The sequence below is a fragment of the Pedobacter psychrodurus genome, assembly GCF_004331735.1.
Taxonomy (GTDB): Bacteria; Bacteroidota; Bacteroidia; order Sphingobacteriales; family Sphingobacteriaceae; genus Pedobacter; species Pedobacter psychrodurus.
Genome location: NZ_SJSO01000001.1, coordinates 1 through 16826 on the forward strand (window position 1 = coordinate 1; position 16826 = coordinate 16826).

Below are 16826 nucleotides of genomic sequence, written 5' to 3' on the forward strand. Positions count from 1 at the left end.
ATTAACTAAAGGAAGCTGAACAATTTCTTTAAGCCCTTGCTTCTTTTCTGTGTTTTTTTGACCTTTACTCATAAAATTCATTTTTAATAAACATCCTGCAAAGTCGGCAGGCTTGAAGATTAGTTTACTATACGAACTTCAGTGTTCAATCGACAACTTCAACTGCTGACTTGGTCAGATTTGACAATGACTTGGGGGTCAGTAAGAATAACGACCTTATGCGGGATGTTTTTTCCCAAAGTTATTATTCTCGCAAACTGAAGCATCGTTTAAATGATATTTGACATCAAAAAGAAAGAGCCAATCGGCGGCGGCGAGCCGAGGCAAGGATGAGCCGTTGGGTAAAAAAGAATCAAATATATACGTCAATCATATTCATTTTTATACAATAAATTATCCCTCAGGATGACATATCGCGTGAGATCGACTTTGGGCTATTGACTGAAGACTTAGGACTGATAGCACTTTATAGATCCTGAAACAACCCGATAGCTATCGGGTTCAGGAGGACGATCGCAAGTGTGAATGCTCAGAATCTCAAGGTGTGCAATGAATTCATCTTAAAGGTCCTTCGACTACGCTCAGGATGACAAACCGAGGGGGATATTCTGTGTTTCCGTGGCAAGAAATCATTACAAAAAAAGTTTTGGCAACAAAAAACCCCGCAAAATTTTGATCTTGCGGGGCGTAAATCTATTTAAAGAAATATTAAGCTTTAACTGCTTTCTTTTTCTTCTTTTCTTCTGAGTAAAATCCGAAACCTAATCCAGCAAGCAATAAAATCGATCCTGCCAAAGATATTTTCTCTCCAGTGTAATACGATGTTGGATGGAAAATAAACTCAAGTTTATGATTACCTGCTTCTAATTGCGCCGCACGTAAAACGTAATCTGCCCTGAAGTATGGCTTTTCAACACCATCAATATACATTTTCCAGCCTTTATCATAATAGATCTCTGAAAACACTGCAATTACATCTTTAGCGGTTGAGTACTCATAAGTTAAATGATCAGGATTATAGCTGGTTAACTTAATAAAACCTTCCTGGCCAGTTCCTAAACGCTTGGTATCGATCGAGTTTTTGAAACTTTCATCAACAATGGCTTCTTTTTTAGCATCAAAACTGCTAATGGCCTTCATTTCTTCATCAGCATTTTTAGCAAATTGAACACTTTGTACAAACCAGGCATTACCCGCAGCAGTTGCGTTACGCTGCATTTTAAACGATCCGTTTTGAGGATCTTGTGTAATGATATATTTTGTGTTTAACATATCCAGAACATCCTGATTAACACTTTTAGTAAATTGATGCTGAATAAGTTCATCAAAACGTTTCAGTTTAGCGGCATGATAACCACCAATTGTTTTATGAAAATTAGATGTACTGGCATCGCTAAAAGTATTTATTGAAGCATCAAACACCCTAAAATTCGGGTCTTTATCAGCCATGATAAAATTATCAACATCTCTTGGTTTAAAGAAATCTGATGCCGTTTTTTTGTATTCAAAGTTTTGGTTATTTAAATACCTACGGTCTACTTGCCACATATCTACCAAAACAGCCAGCGCCAACAAGCCCAGGGCCAGTTGTGCATTTAATTTCTTGGTAATAAATGCCCAAACTATCCCGAAACCGATAACCACGAAAAAGAATGAGCGTAAAGCATCTGCACGACCTATTGCAATTCTATCTTCTACCAATCCATTTGCTATCTTTTGAGCAATGGCAGCATTATTTTGCAAAGTCTGCGTTAAAGCCTGTACAATTTGAATGTGATTTGATGCTGTAAAACTAAAAAACAATGTAGGCACGATTGCTACAATTAAAGCAAAACCACCAGTAATAGCAGCAGACCAGGTTAATTTCTTGATCAATACCTTTTGGTCTATATTTCCGTCCTGTATTTCTTTGATTCCTAAAATTGCCAGTATTGGAACCATTAAACCAACTACTGCCAAAATTGATTCAACCGCTCTGAATTTATTATAAAGTGGAAAATAATCGAAGAATAAATCACTTATGAGCGGGAAGTGGCGACCAAAAGAAAGCAAAATAAATAAAACTGTTGTTGCCAATATCCACCATTTTAGCGGACTACGAACAATGAATAAGCCAAAAACAAATAAGAAACAGATAATTGCACCAAAATAATAGCCACCTTGGGTAAAGGGTTTCTCACCCCAATACTGTTGCATATTTAGTTGTCCTCCCAACTGCTGGATAGCTTGTGCAGTCTGAGTTGGGTCGCCTCCTGTAATTTCGGCAACAGCTTTATACATATTCCCTTCAGGATTTACCAACTTTTCTACCCCCGAAGCGCCTCCGTATAAATCTGGAATTAAAAAGGTAAAGCTTTCACCAACACCTTGGCTCCATTGATAAGCATATTCTTTTGACATGCCTGAACCTTTTTCTGCTGGTGCCGCTTCTGTAGCGGTTAAATTAGATTTGCCACGGTTTGTTTCTTTCGCATATTCTGCTGTAGACCATAATAAACTTGCGTTAATCATGACAGCAATAGCCACCGAAAAAGCAAGATAAGCGAAAGATTTTAAGAGATTTGAAATGGTTTTATTCTTAAATGCCTGGTAAAACTCTACAATAACAAAAATAATAATAGCCAACATTAAATAATACGTCATTTGAACGTGGTTGGTTCTTATTTCAAGGGCTAAAAATAATGCAGTTAAACTAGCTCCATACCAATATCTCCCCCTTAGGGTTAACAATATGCTGGCTATTATAGGCGCGAAAAAACCAATTGCTAATGCCTTGCTACTATGCCCACTTGCAATTAAAACAAAATTGTACATGGTAAATGTAAATGCAATTGCACCTGCCGCAGCGAGCCAAGGATTAACCTTTAATACAATAAATAAGAAATAAGCACCTAAAAGCAACAGCAGAACTGTACCCGTTGGATTTGGCAAAGCTTTGGTAATTAAAGCAATTCCATAAGTAGCGCCATTATAGGCATAAGGTACCCAAATTTGGTAGGCTGGCATACCGCCAAACATCTGGTTGGTCCAAAGTGGTGCCTTACCATCCTTTTCTTTAAAGTCCATAATCTCCTTTTGCATCGCTTGCGATTGGATCACATCGCTTTGCGCAGGGGCTTTACCTACCAAAACAGGACTGAAGTAGGCAAAAGTGATGACTACAAAAAATGCAATAATGGCTAAGTGAATGCCATTTTTATTAAACCAGTTATTCATTAAGGTTTGTTTAAGTTTAAACGAACGTCAAAAATAAAAAATTGGGCGGTATAAAAAAGGAATAAATTAAATGCATGCTGAATAAAAAATTAGATTTGTAACAAAGAATAAAAATTCAACCTATTTATTATGAGAAAGTTTGTCGTTACAATCGCTCTTGCTTTATTTTCTTTTTCTTCGTTTTCGCAGCTAGTAAGTTTAAATACCAATGAAATTAAAAAGCTAAAAACCCAGATCAAAAATGATGGGGAAACCCAAAAACTATACCTGGGCTTTGAAAAATCGGCATTAAATTATTTAAACGAGCAACCGAACCCAATTGATACCATCAGAACTGAAGGATTATTAAAAGGAAATCCAAAAAAAGAAAAAACCAGATTAGCCCTGGCTGATATGAACAAAATGTTTGCACTGGCCTTACAATACCGGATTACTGAAGATCAAAAATATTTAAACAAATGTGTAGAATTTCTTAGTACATGGGCCAAAATCAATAAACCAAATGGCGATCCTATTGACGATACCAATCTGGATAAGGCCGTTGAAGCTTACGACCTGATCAAAAAAGATATCTCAAAAGCTGATAAAAAACAGATTGAGCAATGGCTTACTGAAACGGCGTGGGCAGAAATTAACAGCAAACGGATGAAAACAGGGAGAGCCACGGCCATTAATAACTGGAACGCTCACCGGCTAAAAGTAGTTGGCGAAATTGGTTACACCTTAAACAATCAGGATTTTATTAAGTGGACCATCGACAATCTTAAAAGCCACATCAATATTAATTTATATCCTGATGGAACGAGTTTGGATTTTAAAGAGCGTGATGCCATGCATTACCATATTTACGACCTGGAGCCTATGCTTAAGCTGGCCATCATGATCGATAGGGCGAACGGCACTAACTATTATACCTATGAGTCGCCAAAAGGATCATCGATCAAAAAATCTGTAGAATGGTTAATCCCATACATTAATGGCGAAAAACAGCACGAAGAATATGTAAATACAACGGTTAAATTCGACCGCGACCGGGCAAAGAACAATGAACCTGGATTTGCTCCAGGGACTATGTTTAAACCAGATTTGGCTATACCTGTATTAAAACTATCTGTCTATTTCGATAAGACACACGCTAATCTGTTAAAAAAAGTAAATAACAATGATAACACCTGGCAGATGGTATTGGATAAAATGCAACGCGAAAGCAAATAGCTTTCAACACAAATAAACTTTCAATAATTCTTGAAAGTTTAAAAATAAATTTATATTTGTGTATGGAATTAGCAGCAGCAAAATTAAAATTTATAGAAGCTTGGGGTAAATTAGGCTCAGAATGGGGGATTAACCGCACCATGGCCCAGGTACATGCACTATTGCTAATTTCTTCTGAAGCGCTTACCACCGAAGAAATTATGGAAGAGCTCAGTATTTCGAGGGGAAATGCCAACATGACACTCCGTGATTTAATTGGATGGGGCTTAATTGAAAAACAACACAAAGCCGGCGAGCGCAAAGAGTATTTTTTTGCTGATAAAGATGTTTGGAATATTTCCCGTCAGGTAGCCAAAGAGCGTAAGAAAAGAGAATTAGAGCCTGTTTTAAAAGTTTTAAATGAGCTATCAACGGTAGTAGGCGATGAAAAGGACCCGGAGTTCAAAACCTTCAAAAAATCAGTAAACGATATTAACAAACTTGCTGTCAACGTAGATAAAACTTTAGAAACAATGCTTAAAGCAGAAGAAAGTTGGTTCTGGGGCTCGGTATTGAAAGTTTTTAAATAGAGACGTGAGATTTGGGATGTGAGATATGAGAGGGAGGTATTGAGTAGCAAGACATATCCACCCTAAACGCTAACCCCTAAAAAGCCTTACCCCTTAAGTTCGGCTTTATTTTTTAATTACAACTTTCATTTTTTACTGAAAGTATTAAAATTTAAATAAAATGAAAACGCTTAAGAACCATGTGATTTTATTTGATGATGAATGCCCAATGTGTTATGCCTATACCAAAGCATTTGTAAAAATAGGTATGCTGGCCAAAGGTGGTCGTGAGGCTTATCAAAGTATGCCTGAAAACATTTGTCCTTTGGTTGACAAACAAAGAGCCACCAATGAGATTGCACTCGTGAATACCGAAAATGGTGAAGTAACTTATGGCATCCAGAGTTTATTTAAAATTATTGCGCATGCCATGCCCATTTTTAAACCGCTGTTTTTATTTGGGCCTTTTGTTTATTTGATGCGTAAGTTTTATGCCTTTATCTCTTACAACCGTAAAGTAATTATTCCTGTGGCCGTTAAAGAAAACACTATACAGCCCAGCTTTAAAATCCAATACCGTTTGACCTATCTGCTTTTGACCTGGTTTGTTACAGCTTACATTTTAACCGCTTATGCACATCTGCTTACCGATTTTGTCCCACTGGGCAGCCGATATCGTGAATACCTCATCTGTGGTGGACAAATGCTTTTTCAGGGCATCATCATTGTTTTTTATAAAAAAGAAAAACTCTGGGATTACCTGGGCAATATCATGACCATCTCTTTTGCCGGTGCACTTTTGCTTTTGCCTGTTTTGGTTATCGCACAATACCTCATCATCCCCTCTATATTTTTTATCCTTTACTTTTTGATGGTGGCCGGACTTATGTTTTTGGAGCACCTCCGCAGAAGCAAGCTCTTACAATTGGGCTGGGCGATGAGTATTACCTGGGTGCTTTACCGTTTAATTGTTTTAGGTTTAATCTTTACTTTATAGGAATCATGAAGTACGGAAAAATTGTACTCGCAGGAGGAAACGGATATTTAGGTACCGTACTGGCCAAACACTTTAGTCGTCTGGCTGGTGAAGTGATTATCCTATCTAGAAAACCACAAGCCGCAGCAGGGAACATTAAAACACTGCTGTGGGATGGCCAAACCCTGGGCGACTGGGCAACAAGCCTTCAAGGTGCCGATTTACTGGTCAACCTCTGTGGTAAAAATGTAAACTGTAGGTACACCCCTAAAAACAAGAAAGAAATTATCAGTTCGAGGTTAATCCCTACCCGTTTACTCGGCGAAATAATCAAAAGCCTGGAAAACCCACCAAAACTTTGGATCAACATTACCTCTGCAACCATTTACCGGCATGCCGAAGACCGTCCGCAAGATGAAATGACGGGAGAAATCGGCGATGGCTTTTCTATTGAGGTGTGCAAGGCCTGGGAAAGTAGTTTCTTTGAAAACGAAATCCCAAAAACCAGAAAAGTGGCCCTCAGGATGGGCATTGTACTGGGACTACAAGATGGCGCATTTCCACGCTTGCTCAACCTGGTTAAACTGGGCATGGGTGGTAAACAGGGCAGTGGCGAACAGTATGTAAGCTGGGTGCACGAGTTAGATGCCGCAGGTAGTATTGAATGGTTACTGAACCACAATAAGATTGAAGGCATAATAAACTGTACCGCACCCGAGCCAATTAAAAACCACGTGTTTATGCACAGCATCAGAAAAGCCTATGGCATCAGCTTTGGTTTGCCTGCTCCAGCCTGGCTACTGGCCATAGGCGCAAAAATAATCGGAACCGAAACTGAACTGATTTTAAAAAGCAGGTGGGTTAAGCCAAGGGTATTGCTGAACAATGGCTTTGAATTTAAGTATGCGAAGATAGATGAGGCAGTGAGGGGGTTGAGGGCGGAGGGTTAAAAGGGTATAGCAGAAGGCGCGGGGTGCTCAACGGGAGCATAAGTAAATTAAAATGGCAACAATTATCTTAAAAACATTGATTAATGCCCCGATTGAAAATTGTTTCGATCTGGCCAGGAGTATCGATCTTCACTTACAATCGATGAAAGCTTCTGGAGAAAAAGCAATAGCTGGAAAAAAAAGTGGTTTGATCAATTTACATGAATCGGTTACCTGGCGAGCCAAACATTTTGGCATTCCATTCGAAATGACAAATAAGATTAGTACAATGGAATATCCAATACGCTTTGTAGATGAGATGGTGAAAGGCCCCTTTAAAAAACTCCATCACCAACACCATTTCAAAATAATAGATTCTCAGACAGAAATGACTGATGTTTTTGAGTTTGAAGCACCATTTGGATTATTAGGCCGCCTTGTAGAAAAAATATTTCTTACAAATTATATGTCGAAACTAATTGAAAAAAGAAATAAGGCAATCAAATTTCAAGCTGAATGGTAACAAGCGTTATTTGTGCCTTGCACTATCATTAAATTGCCAAAGCACATTAATAATTTTCCAAGAACCGTTCAATTTAACAAGATGCATATAATCGATCCATTCATCTGCAATTAGTTTAACTGAGGCAGTTTTCTCTGAAATATCAAGCATTTTTACTTCCTTTTTAGGAACAGCAGGGAATTTATCTTTTTTGCGGTTATAGTTTTCGGCTAAGATAACCATTGATTCTGCAGAGGTTTCACGAACATAATCCTTCTTGGTTTCCTTATCCGTCCAAAATGTGCGCTTAACCAATCTTGGATGCAAAGCCTGTTCCATTTGTTTAGGATTTGGGTTATGTTGCGATTCTATATAATCAAGAGCTGCGCGCTTAATTTCTAAACTATCTTGTTTTGTTTGGCTAAAGCATTTCGCGCTTACCATCCATAATGAGATAAAAACAATAAAATATTTCATAGTTGTAGTATATATTTCGTTTTCCAGATGGGGGTTAAAAGCATTAAACTTAAACTATATATTTCAAATTATTGCTTTTTGAATTTAAACAAAAAACCCTGAAACAAGTTCAGGGTTCAGTTTTATTTCAGTTCTTCGTAGTCTACGAAGTCGCCGAGTTTATCTGTTTTACTTTGATCAGGCTTTGGAGGCATATAATCTATCGAAATAGAGCCTTCTGGCTTTGATCGTCTTTGTTGTTGCTGCCCTGTTGCCTGACTTTGCACTTTGCTGGCCAGGTTATTAAACAGCATTGGCAGAATTAACCTAATCAACATTCTGATCAGCCAAAGTACCAATATTGTTATGAAAATGAATTTTACTAATGCCATTTTTAAATTACTGTTGTTACAAATATAGACGTCATAAAATTTATTTTGTTACTTATTTAGCCTTTAATTGCATTTTGATTACAAATATAATACGCAAATAAGCCTATAAAGGTTTTAACATCCCCATTAATCTTCAATAATTTCAGCCACACGGCCTACCTGGCCATCTTCGAGTCTCACTTTTATCCCTCTGGAATGAAATGCAGATGAAGTAAGCAAATCTTTCACTACACCATAGGTGATGTTTCCCGATCGTTGATCCTTCTTCAAAATAATTCCAACTTCTAATCCTGGATAAATGTCTTTTCTGTTTTGCCCGTCCATTTGTACTGTAATATGATTAAAGCCTCAAAATTCCATAATTATTTTGAGTGTTAAGGTAATTTACTGAAATCTATTTCAGGTTTTTTACCTGTAGTGCTTCTGGTAAAGATTTTTCTTGGCGTAGTATAATCGTTAAAAAAGCCACCATTCTTCAAATAGAAGGCACCTTTATCTACCCCTCCTTGATAATCCATCCGATATCCCTTTGCTCCGGTATTATCGGTAGTGAAGCGGGCAGATTTTAATTCAATCCATGTTCCTTTATCATCGCAGATCCACTGGTTATCAAACAAAACTTTTCGCGATAGGTCTCCCTGTACTGGTGAGAAGTTTTCTAAAAAGGAATGGAAGCGTTTTAAATAGGTTTTAGTCTGCGGCCTGGTAAAGCTGGCTATCAGTTGCCATTTATTGGTTTCGGGCGCAAAGAAATAAGCCGTATATGTGGTTAGGCTATCTTTTCCAGGCACCCCATGCAACAAGAATTTATAGGTGTTTCCTGCTTTCCACATATAGTTTAGATAACTCTGCCCTCCAGCACCTTCATTGCCAAATTCTCCTGCATGTACACCCTCGCCTTTCTTTAGCATTTTTATTTTGTGCGATTCTGGAATACTTTTAGGATCATCGGTATTGAAGGGGCTCCATACCGAAAACAAGATATGTCGTTCTGTCGGACTATTTACCTGCATACCGAAATAGCCTTCACCAAATCCATTCGCCATAAAGTAAGATCCTAAAATATCTTCACCTTTTGGTACTGTTACCTCGTTGTAATACCACTCTGCATTTACATTTTCTGGCTGTTGATAGTTTAAGTGAACCGATGGTCCACGTCTGCCCCAATGAAAAAAGTTGCCTTCGTTGTTTTTAACGTAAGCCGTTTTGCCTTCAATAGCTGTACCACCGATGGATAAGGTCTGTATGGAGGGAAATTTGCCAGCACTTTTGCTTATTCCTTTAATGGTTATGGCTATATAACCTGTGTCTTTAATGCTCCATTCGCCAATTTTACCGTCAAATGGCTTGGTTTCATCGAAATTTACCTTTTTGGGTTGATTGTTGATGGCAAATTCCAGAACCGATTGACCGTCCAAAACAGGTTTGTCGCTTAACGATACAGTTACCGTACCAGGCTTGGAAACCCTAACATAAGCTGTAAAATATTCTTTTGGATTAGACCAATTTACAATTCCTCTGTTAGACAGCGTTCTTTCCGAATCTTGATGTAAGGAGCTGTAAGCATTGCCAGCAAGCGGCAGGGATATTGCCGCAGAATTTTGGGCCTGACTTTTCAGACCCAGGGCGCCGAGTACGATCAGCGCTACTAGTTTTAAAGATTTCATTTGATGATTTTTAGATAACTTATTGAAAGCAATTGTAGTCTAAATTATCTAAAAATCATGTTATAAAACTAAATCGTTACTTACCGAATTTTTCATTAAACATTTTCTCTAAGGCAAACATTTCGTCACGCAGCTTTGCCGCCTGCAAAAAGTCCATATCTTTTGCTGCCTTCTGCATATCCTTACGGGTAGTATCAATTGCCCTTTGCAGTTCGGCTTTACCCATATACTGCACAATCGGATCTGCTGCGATACTGATTTCTGCATTTTCTACATAAGCTCTTGCTTTGTTATCGCTCGCTTTTTGAGAGAAATCGAGCACCGAAGTCTGCTCTAAAATTGCTTCTCTTGATTTACCAACAGTTTTAGGTGTAATGCCATGTTCAAGGTTGTAAGCAATCTGGATGTCTCTACGTCTGTTTGTTTCTGATATTGTTTTCGACATACTATCTGTAATGCCATCGGCATACATAATTACGCGTCCTTTATCATTACGGGCTGCACGGCCAATGGTTTGGATAAGCGATTTTTCAGACCGTAAGAAACCTTCTTTATCTGCATCTAAAATAGCAACCAAAGTAACCTCAGGTAAATCCAAGCCTTCACGCAGTAAGTTAATCCCCACTAAAACATCGAATTCTCCTAAACGTAAACCACGAAGAATTTCTACACGTTCGAGTGTTTTAATTTCAGAATGGATGTACCTGGTCTTGATATTTAAGCGATCAAGGTATTTAGTTAATTCTTCAGCCATACGTTTGGTTAATGTAGTAACCAGAATACGTCCGCCATCTTTTATGGTAATATCTATTTCATCTAAAAGATCATCAACCTGGTTAATGGCAGGTCTGATTTCTATAACAGGATCTAATAAACCGGTTGGCCTGATTACCTGCTCTACTACCACACCTTCTGATTTTTCCAGTTCATATTCAGCCGGAGTTGCACTTACATAAATGGTTTGTGGTGCAAGGGCTTCGAATTCGTTAAAGTTCAAAGGTCTATTATCAAGTGCGGCCGGTAAACGGAAACCATATTCAACCAAAGATAATTTCCTCGATCTATCTCCACCATACATGGCCCTGATCTGCGGAACGGTAACATGACTTTCATCTATCACCATTAAATAATCTTCCGGAAAATAATCTAACAAACAGAAAGGGCGCATACCTGGGCTTCTGCCATCAAAGAAACGGGAGTAATTTTCAATACCTGAACAATAACCCAATTCTTTCATCATTTCGATATCGAAGTTGGTACGTTCTTCCAGACGTTTTGCTTCCAATAAATGCCTATCTGCAATTAACTGGTTCTTACGGATTTCCAGCTCTTCCTGTATTCCCCAGATGGATGAATTAAATCTATCTTTTGGGGTAACGAAGAGGTTGGCAGGATAAATCGCCATATCTTCCAGTTTCTCTAAAGTTTTACCGGAAACGGGGTCAATGGCTGAAAGTTCTTCAATATCATCACCAAAGAAAGAGATACGGTAAGCATGATCAAGGTAAGCGGGATAAATATCTACCGTATCGCCCTTAACCCTAAAGGTTCCGCGTTTAAAGTCTGTTGTAGTTCTGGAATATAAAATCTCAACCAAACTATGCAAAAATGCATTCCTCGAAATCCTTAAACCTACTCCAAAGCGGAAAACCATCCGGGAAAAATCTTCTGGATTACCCATACCGTAAATGCAGGAAATGGATGATACCACAATAATATCGCGTCTACCGCTCATTAACGAAGATGTAGTACGTAACCGAAGTTTTTCAATTTCCTCGTTTATACTCAGATCTTTTTCGATATAAGTATTGCTTGATGCGATAAAAGCTTCGGGCTGGTAATAATCGTAGTATGAAACAAAATAATTAACTGAGTTTTCAGGGAAGAAATTTTTAAACTCGCCGTAAAGCTGCGCCGCCAAAGTTTTATTGTGACTCAAAATCAGGGTAGGTTTTTGCGTCTGCTCAATCACATTGGCTACCGTAAATGTTTTTCCTGATCCCGTAACCCCTAATAAAGTTTGATAATGTTCGTTAGCATTTACGCCATCCACCAATTGTTTTATCGCACTTGGCTGGTCTCCGGTGGGTTGATATTCTGAGGTGATTTTAAATTTCATGGGTAAATCAAACTTAGTTAAAATTGATCTTTAAATCAATTTTAATGTGCTCTCCTCCGCTTATAAAAACATAAACGGCTTGGGAGGAAATATACGGTTTAGGATGCATAGTCTAAAACAGGAGAAAGTCAGGAAAGTTGGAAAATTTGCAAATTATTTATATCAGGATTTAACGGTCTCTTAAATTTCAAAACGCATTTAAAAAGCAATAACCAACATTAACCTAGTAAATCCAAAGTTAAACTTTGGATTTACTAGGTTAATGTATATATTTGTATATGTTGATTATCAGAAATCTTGCATCTCAATTAAGAAATAGGCTTAAGAAATCACCAGCTATCGCTATTCTCGGACCGCGACAAGTTGGAAAAACCACATTGGCGAAAGAATTAAGCAATGACTATATATATCTTGATATGGAAAATCCTAGAGATGTGGCTAAACTACAAGATGCTTATACTTTTCTAGAGAGTTTACAAGATCATACTGTAATTATTGATGAGGTACAGTTATTACCAACATTGTTTTCTTTATTACGGCCATTAATTGATGCTAAAAGAACGCCTGGAAGATTTATATTGCTCGGATCTGCTTCTCCTGAATTAGTTAAGGGCGTTTCGGAAACATTGGCTGGTAGAATTTCATATAATGAACTATGCCCTATCGGATTAACTGAACTCCCCGATACAATAGGTTTTGAACAACACTGGTTTCGTGGCGGATTTCCAGAATCTTTACTATCAGAAAACGACTTACTGAGCAAAGAATGGATTGATGATTTTATTGTAAGTTATGTAGAAAGAGACTTAGCAAAGATGTTTGGTGTAGATTTAGCCCCAACACTACTAAGAAATTTCTGGAGCATGCTTGCACATTTAAACGGAAATTTATTTAATGGAGAATCCTTTGCAAGGTCTTTAGGGGTGAGTGCGCCCACTGTAAATCGGTATTTAGATTTTTTAGAGGGAGGTTTTTTGATCAGACGATTACAACCATGGTTTGTTAATGCCAAAAAGCGTTTAATTAAGTCGCCAAAAACATATATCAGAGATACAGGCATTTTACACCGTTTATTGAATATCCCAAGATATAGTGATTTGTTTGGTCATCCAGGTGTTGGCGCATCCTGGGAAGGTTATGTAGTTGAGCAGATTTACCAAATAAAGGAAAAGCAAACTGACCTTTTTTTTTATCGTACACAAACTGGAGCGGAATGTGATTTAATCCTTGTGCAGGGAATCACTACGCTTGCATGTATTGAGATTAAACTATCAAATGCTCCCACTATATCTAAAGGATTTATCAATTGTATAAAGGACTTGGAACCTAAATATAGATATATCATTACACCAAAGAGTGAGACCTATGTAACAGCAAATGATATCACAGTAACCAATATCAAACATTTCTTATTGGATATTTTACCTCAGATACAATAAATCCCCGTTGATTGTTTCTTCAACGAGGATTTTTATTGAGCAGCGTCATTCTCGCGCAGGTGGAAATCTTAATGCAACCTATAAATCTACTAAGGCATTACGATTCCCAATCAACCCGATAGCTATCGGGTTGGGAATGACGCAACTTATAACGCTATTTACTGGCTGCCTGCATTGGGTTTTTACCAACCGATTGGCCTCTTACTGCTCCACCGGCTTTGGTTTTATATACTTTAAATTTACTTTCTTTTACTTTTCCGCCCCAGGTATTATTTGAGGTATCAATATCGGCAGTTTCGCGCAATGGATCGATTAAAATTGAAGCCACTTCTTTATCTTTTATATAGAATTTAGAAGTTTTCAATTCATTATGCCTCCAGATTTGAGCCGGAATACGGTCAATTTCCTTTGTTCCATCTTTATAGGTAAACTCAACAATTACAGGCATTACCAAGCCTCCTTTATTGCTAAAGCTCAATTCGTAAAGAAATTTGTTGTCATATTTACCCTGTTCTGCTGAGGGAACAGCTTCCAGCGTTGCAGCGGGTTGCGTTTTAGTAGCTACAGTAGTATCAACAGTAACCATTCCCCTATCATATTTATAGTAGAAATCTTGTGCTCCAGGAGTTTTATCTACATAGAAATTATTTTTCTTATCCTCGCGGTTCCTGATTTTTGAAATATCTTCAAAGGCATTAACGGCAGGTTTATCAATTTTAACCATTTTCGATTTGGCTTCCGGTAAATCCTTAGGAAAATCGGCTTTCGCAAATTTCACGCTATCTAAAGATATATCACATGGATCGGTTCCATAAAACCAACCTCTCCAAAACCAATCTAAATCTTCGCCACTGGCATCTTCCATGGTACGGAATAGATCAGCAGGCTCAGGATGTTTAAAGGCCCATCTTCTCGAATATTCTTTAAATGCATAATCAAAAAGCTCTCTTCCCATAATGGTTTCGCGAAGGATATTTAAACCAGTAGCAGGTTTCGAATAAGCATTCGGACCGAAACGGGTAATATTTTCAGAGTTGGTCATAATTGGTTCCAACTCATCTTTAGGCAGTTTCATATAATCAACAATGGTATATGCCGGTCCTTTTTTACTTGGAAATTTGTTATCCCAAAGTTCTTCGGTTAAATACTCAACAAAAGAATTTAGGCCTTCATCCATCCAGGTCCATTGGCGTTCATCGCTGTTTACAATCATTGGAAAGAAGTTATGCCCAACCTCGTGAATAATTACGCCTAACATTCCGTTTTTTGTGCTTTCGCTGTATGTTCCGTCAGTATCTGTACGGCCATAGTTAAAACAGATCATTGGGTATTCCATTCCATTTGCAGCTTCAATACTTTGTGCAACCGGATAAGGATAAGGGATAGTAAAATCTGAATAGGTTTTAATGGTATGTGCCACCGCACGGGTAGAAAACTTGCTGTACAGATTGTATGCTTCTTTTCCATAAAAACTCATGCACATTACGGTATTGTTGTTGGCCTGAATTTTTTGAGGCATGGCATCCCAGATAAACTTACGGGAAGATGTCCAGGCAAAATCGCGGACATTATTCGCATTAAAAACCCAGGTTTTTTTAGCTGTAGATTTTTTGGTTTCCGCAGCTTTTGCTTCAGCTAAAGTTTGAATTTCTACGGGTGTAGCTGCAGTTTTAGCAGCATTATATCTACTTAACTGTGTTGGATTTAAAACAGCGCTATAATTGACACACTCTCCTGTTGAACCCACAAGGTGATCTGCCGGAACAGTCATCTGAACTTTAAAATCGCCAAAGGTTAAGGCAAACTCACCTCTACCGGTAAATTGATGGTTCTGCCATCCTTGAAAATCGCTATATACACATAAGCGTGGGTACCACTGCGTCATGGTAAACAAATAGTTTCCATCTGTTGGGAAAAACTCGTAACCGCCACGGCCACCAACACTCATCCGATCAGAAATTTTATAGTTCCAATCAATATTGAAGATAAATTTTTGTCCGGTTCTCAGCGCAACTGGTAAATCAACCCTCATCATCGTTTTGTTAACGGTATACTTTAGGTTTTTACCAGCTGCATCGGTTAATTTGGTAATATTTATTCCATAACCATTGTTTCCTGTTGCACTTAACTGATCTAAATTTTTAATAGTTCCTGTCGCAGGCATTTTAGTCGCATCCTGATAATTAGCACTCCTATCTGTGCTATGCTCATTTTCATCAAGCTGCAACCAGATATAAGTTAATGGATCGGGAGAATTATTGGTGTAGGTAATCGTTTCAGACCCCGTTAACAACAGATTTTTTTCATCCAACTCACATTTGATGTTATAATCGGCACGTTGCTGCCAATATTTAACACCAGGCGCTCCGCTGGCTGTACGTTGTTCGTTAGGCGTTGGTAAAATAGTGCCCAACTGCTCAAACTTATTCCCATGGTTACTCCCTGGGTTATTCTGAGTATTTTGGGCCATGGCCACACTACCAGAAAAGAATAGCAGGCCGGTTAAAGTAAATAGTTTATTCATTATACGGTTAATTAAAAAGGAATTCGTTCTAAAGCCATTTTTAAAGCCAGGCTAAATACGGCTGCTGATATAAATAAAACCCAGCTCATGCGCTTTATGTGGGTATAATTAAAAATTAAAAAGGTAATAAAAAGAATGATAATTACCATAAAAACCTGTCCAGCTTCTAAGCCTACATTAAAGCCAAATAGGCCCCAGCCAATATTCTGGTCTTTGGCCAGCATTATCCGGATGGAGTTGGCAAAGCCCATTCCGTGAATAAGCCCAAAACCCAGCGCCAAAAAGTAATTAATTTTAATTGATTTTAAGGAAAAATTCTTTCTAAACAAATTGCTGATCGCAGTAATTACAATGGTACAGGGAATTAAGAATTCTACCCATTTGCTATCAAACCTAATAATATCTAATACGCTTAAAAGTAAGGTAAATGAATGGCCGATGGTAAAGGCCGTAATCAATATGAGCACCTGTTTTAAATTGACATAACTGTAAATAGCCACCAGGGCTAAAACAAACAGCTGGTGATCTAAAGCATCGGCACTGATGATGTGCGCCCAACCCAATTTAAAATAAAAGATAAAATCTTGTAACGGCATGAATAATAAGCTAACTATTGAGAATGAAATAGTTTACAATAGCTAAAATTATATTTTTAATTAGAAAAACCCCAAACATCCTTAAAACAAAAGCCTAAATACCAAATTTGTTACTAATTTTTAACTTATTTACCGCTTTTTGATGAAGTTTATCACAAATAACTGGGTTTACAGTTGTAAACAAAATTGTTGTTTAATATACCTGGCCAATACGGTAACTTGGTACTTATAACTATTGGTCTTTTAT

Annotated in this window: 14 protein-coding genes; 6 read left to right on the plus strand and 8 right to left on the minus strand. The window is 37.8% G+C overall.

Going from position 1 to position 16826, the window contains the following annotated elements; genetic code table 11:
* Positions 1–708 precede the first annotated feature (708 nt).
* Complete coding sequence (locus EZ456_RS00005) at positions 709–3216, minus strand: YfhO family protein (protein ID WP_131526258.1); 2508 nt, start codon at positions 3214–3216, stop codon at positions 709–711.
* A 129-nt stretch (positions 3217–3345) separates the two neighbouring features.
* Here EZ456_RS00005 and EZ456_RS00010 point away from each other — a divergent pair, with 129 nt between their 5' ends.
* The 5 genes from EZ456_RS00010 (at position 3346) to EZ456_RS00030 (ending at position 7407) form a co-directional block, all read left to right on the plus strand.
* Positions 3346–4431, plus strand: coding sequence for an alginate lyase family protein (locus EZ456_RS00010; RefSeq protein WP_131526259.1), 1086 nt, complete (start codon positions 3346–3348; stop codon positions 4429–4431).
* 62 nt (positions 4432–4493) lie between these two features.
* On the plus strand, positions 4494–5000 hold the full coding sequence (locus EZ456_RS00015) for a GbsR/MarR family transcriptional regulator (protein ID WP_131526260.1): 507 nt from the start codon (positions 4494–4496) through the stop codon (positions 4998–5000).
* Between the two features lie 160 nt (positions 5001–5160).
* On the plus strand, positions 5161–5976 hold the full coding sequence (locus EZ456_RS00020) for a thiol-disulfide oxidoreductase DCC family protein (protein ID WP_131526261.1): 816 nt from the start codon (positions 5161–5163) through the stop codon (positions 5974–5976).
* A 5-nt stretch (positions 5977–5981) separates the two neighbouring features.
* On the plus strand, positions 5982–6905 hold the full coding sequence (locus tag EZ456_RS00025; protein ID WP_131526262.1) for a TIGR01777 family oxidoreductase: 924 nt from the start codon (positions 5982–5984) through the stop codon (positions 6903–6905).
* Positions 6906–6957: 52 nt separating this feature from the next.
* Positions 6958–7407, plus strand: a complete 450-nt coding sequence (locus tag EZ456_RS00030; RefSeq protein WP_131526263.1) for an SRPBCC family protein — start codon at positions 6958–6960, stop codon at positions 7405–7407.
* A gap of 6 nt (positions 7408–7413) precedes the next feature.
* On the opposite strand, the gene EZ456_RS00035 is transcribed toward EZ456_RS00030, so the two are convergent.
* From EZ456_RS00035 to uvrB, 5 genes are all read right to left on the minus strand, one after another.
* The gene (locus tag EZ456_RS00035; RefSeq protein WP_131526264.1) at positions 7414–7863 is read right to left on the minus strand and encodes a nuclear transport factor 2 family protein; all 450 of its coding nucleotides are present in this window, start codon (positions 7861–7863) and stop codon (positions 7414–7416) included.
* A gap of 122 nt (positions 7864–7985) precedes the next feature.
* Positions 7986–8234, minus strand: a complete 249-nt coding sequence (locus EZ456_RS00040) for a DUF4834 domain-containing protein (protein ID WP_131526265.1) — start codon at positions 8232–8234, stop codon at positions 7986–7988.
* Positions 8235–8360: 126 nt separating this feature from the next.
* Entirely contained in the window at positions 8361–8558 is a 198-nt protein-coding gene (locus EZ456_RS00045) for a YwbE family protein (RefSeq protein WP_086548157.1), read from the minus strand.
* Between the two features lie 50 nt (positions 8559–8608).
* Entirely contained in the window at positions 8609–9901 is a 1293-nt protein-coding gene (locus tag EZ456_RS00050; protein ID WP_131526266.1) for a DUF3472 domain-containing protein, read from the minus strand.
* 76 nt (positions 9902–9977) lie between these two features.
* Positions 9978–12020 (minus strand): excinuclease ABC subunit UvrB, encoded by a 2043-nt coding sequence (gene uvrB, locus EZ456_RS00055; RefSeq protein ID WP_131526267.1) that lies wholly within the window; start codon positions 12018–12020, stop codon positions 9978–9980.
* 278 nt (positions 12021–12298) lie between these two features.
* Between uvrB and EZ456_RS00060 the strand changes: the two genes are divergently transcribed.
* A complete protein-coding gene (locus EZ456_RS00060) occupies positions 12299–13459 on the plus strand; it encodes an ATP-binding protein (protein ID WP_131526268.1) in 1161 nt (386 codons plus the stop codon).
* Between the two features lie 154 nt (positions 13460–13613).
* On the opposite strand, the gene EZ456_RS00065 is transcribed toward EZ456_RS00060, so the two are convergent.
* Together EZ456_RS00065 and EZ456_RS00070 are read right to left on the minus strand one after the other, a co-directional pair.
* Entirely contained in the window at positions 13614–15983 is a 2370-nt protein-coding gene (locus EZ456_RS00065; protein ID WP_131526269.1) for a M1 family metallopeptidase, read from the minus strand.
* 11 nt (positions 15984–15994) lie between these two features.
* Positions 15995–16579: a HupE/UreJ family protein gene (locus EZ456_RS00070; protein WP_131526270.1), complete on the minus strand. Its 585-nt coding sequence runs from the start codon at positions 16577–16579 to the stop codon at positions 15995–15997.
* Positions 16580–16826: the final 247 nt, after the last annotated feature.

Bases quoted from the DNA above. Each gene is read 5' to 3' on its own strand.
- EZ456_RS00005 (WP_131526258.1), bottom strand. From the start codon at position 3,216: ATGAATAACTGGTTTAATAAAAATGGCATTCACTTAGCCATTATTGCA.
- EZ456_RS00050 (WP_131526266.1), bottom strand. From the start codon at position 9,901: ATGAAATCTTTAAAACTAGTAGCGCTGATCGTACTCGGCGCCCTGGGT.
- EZ456_RS00020 (WP_131526261.1), top strand. From the start codon at position 5,161: ATGAAAACGCTTAAGAACCATGTGATTTTATTTGATGATGAATGCCCA.
- EZ456_RS00040 (WP_131526265.1), bottom strand. From the start codon at position 8,234: ATGGCATTAGTAAAATTCATTTTCATAACAATATTGGTACTTTGGCTG.
- EZ456_RS00010 (WP_131526259.1), top strand. From the start codon at position 3,346: ATGAGAAAGTTTGTCGTTACAATCGCTCTTGCTTTATTTTCTTTTTCT.
- EZ456_RS00015 (WP_131526260.1), top strand. From the start codon at position 4,494: ATGGAATTAGCAGCAGCAAAATTAAAATTTATAGAAGCTTGGGGTAAA.
- EZ456_RS00070 (WP_131526270.1), bottom strand. From the start codon at position 16,579: ATGCCGTTACAAGATTTTATCTTTTATTTTAAATTGGGTTGGGCGCAC.
- EZ456_RS00030 (WP_131526263.1), top strand. From the start codon at position 6,958: ATGGCAACAATTATCTTAAAAACATTGATTAATGCCCCGATTGAAAAT.
- uvrB (WP_131526267.1), bottom strand. From the start codon at position 12,020: ATGAAATTTAAAATCACCTCAGAATATCAACCCACCGGAGACCAGCCA.
- EZ456_RS00060 (WP_131526268.1), top strand. From the start codon at position 12,299: ATGTTGATTATCAGAAATCTTGCATCTCAATTAAGAAATAGGCTTAAG.
- EZ456_RS00065 (WP_131526269.1), bottom strand. From the start codon at position 15,983: ATGAATAAACTATTTACTTTAACCGGCCTGCTATTCTTTTCTGGTAGT.
- EZ456_RS00035 (WP_131526264.1), bottom strand. From the start codon at position 7,863: ATGAAATATTTTATTGTTTTTATCTCATTATGGATGGTAAGCGCGAAA.
- EZ456_RS00025 (WP_131526262.1), top strand. From the start codon at position 5,982: ATGAAGTACGGAAAAATTGTACTCGCAGGAGGAAACGGATATTTAGGT.
- EZ456_RS00045 (WP_086548157.1), bottom strand. From the start codon at position 8,558: ATGGACGGGCAAAACAGAAAAGACATTTATCCAGGATTAGAAGTTGGA.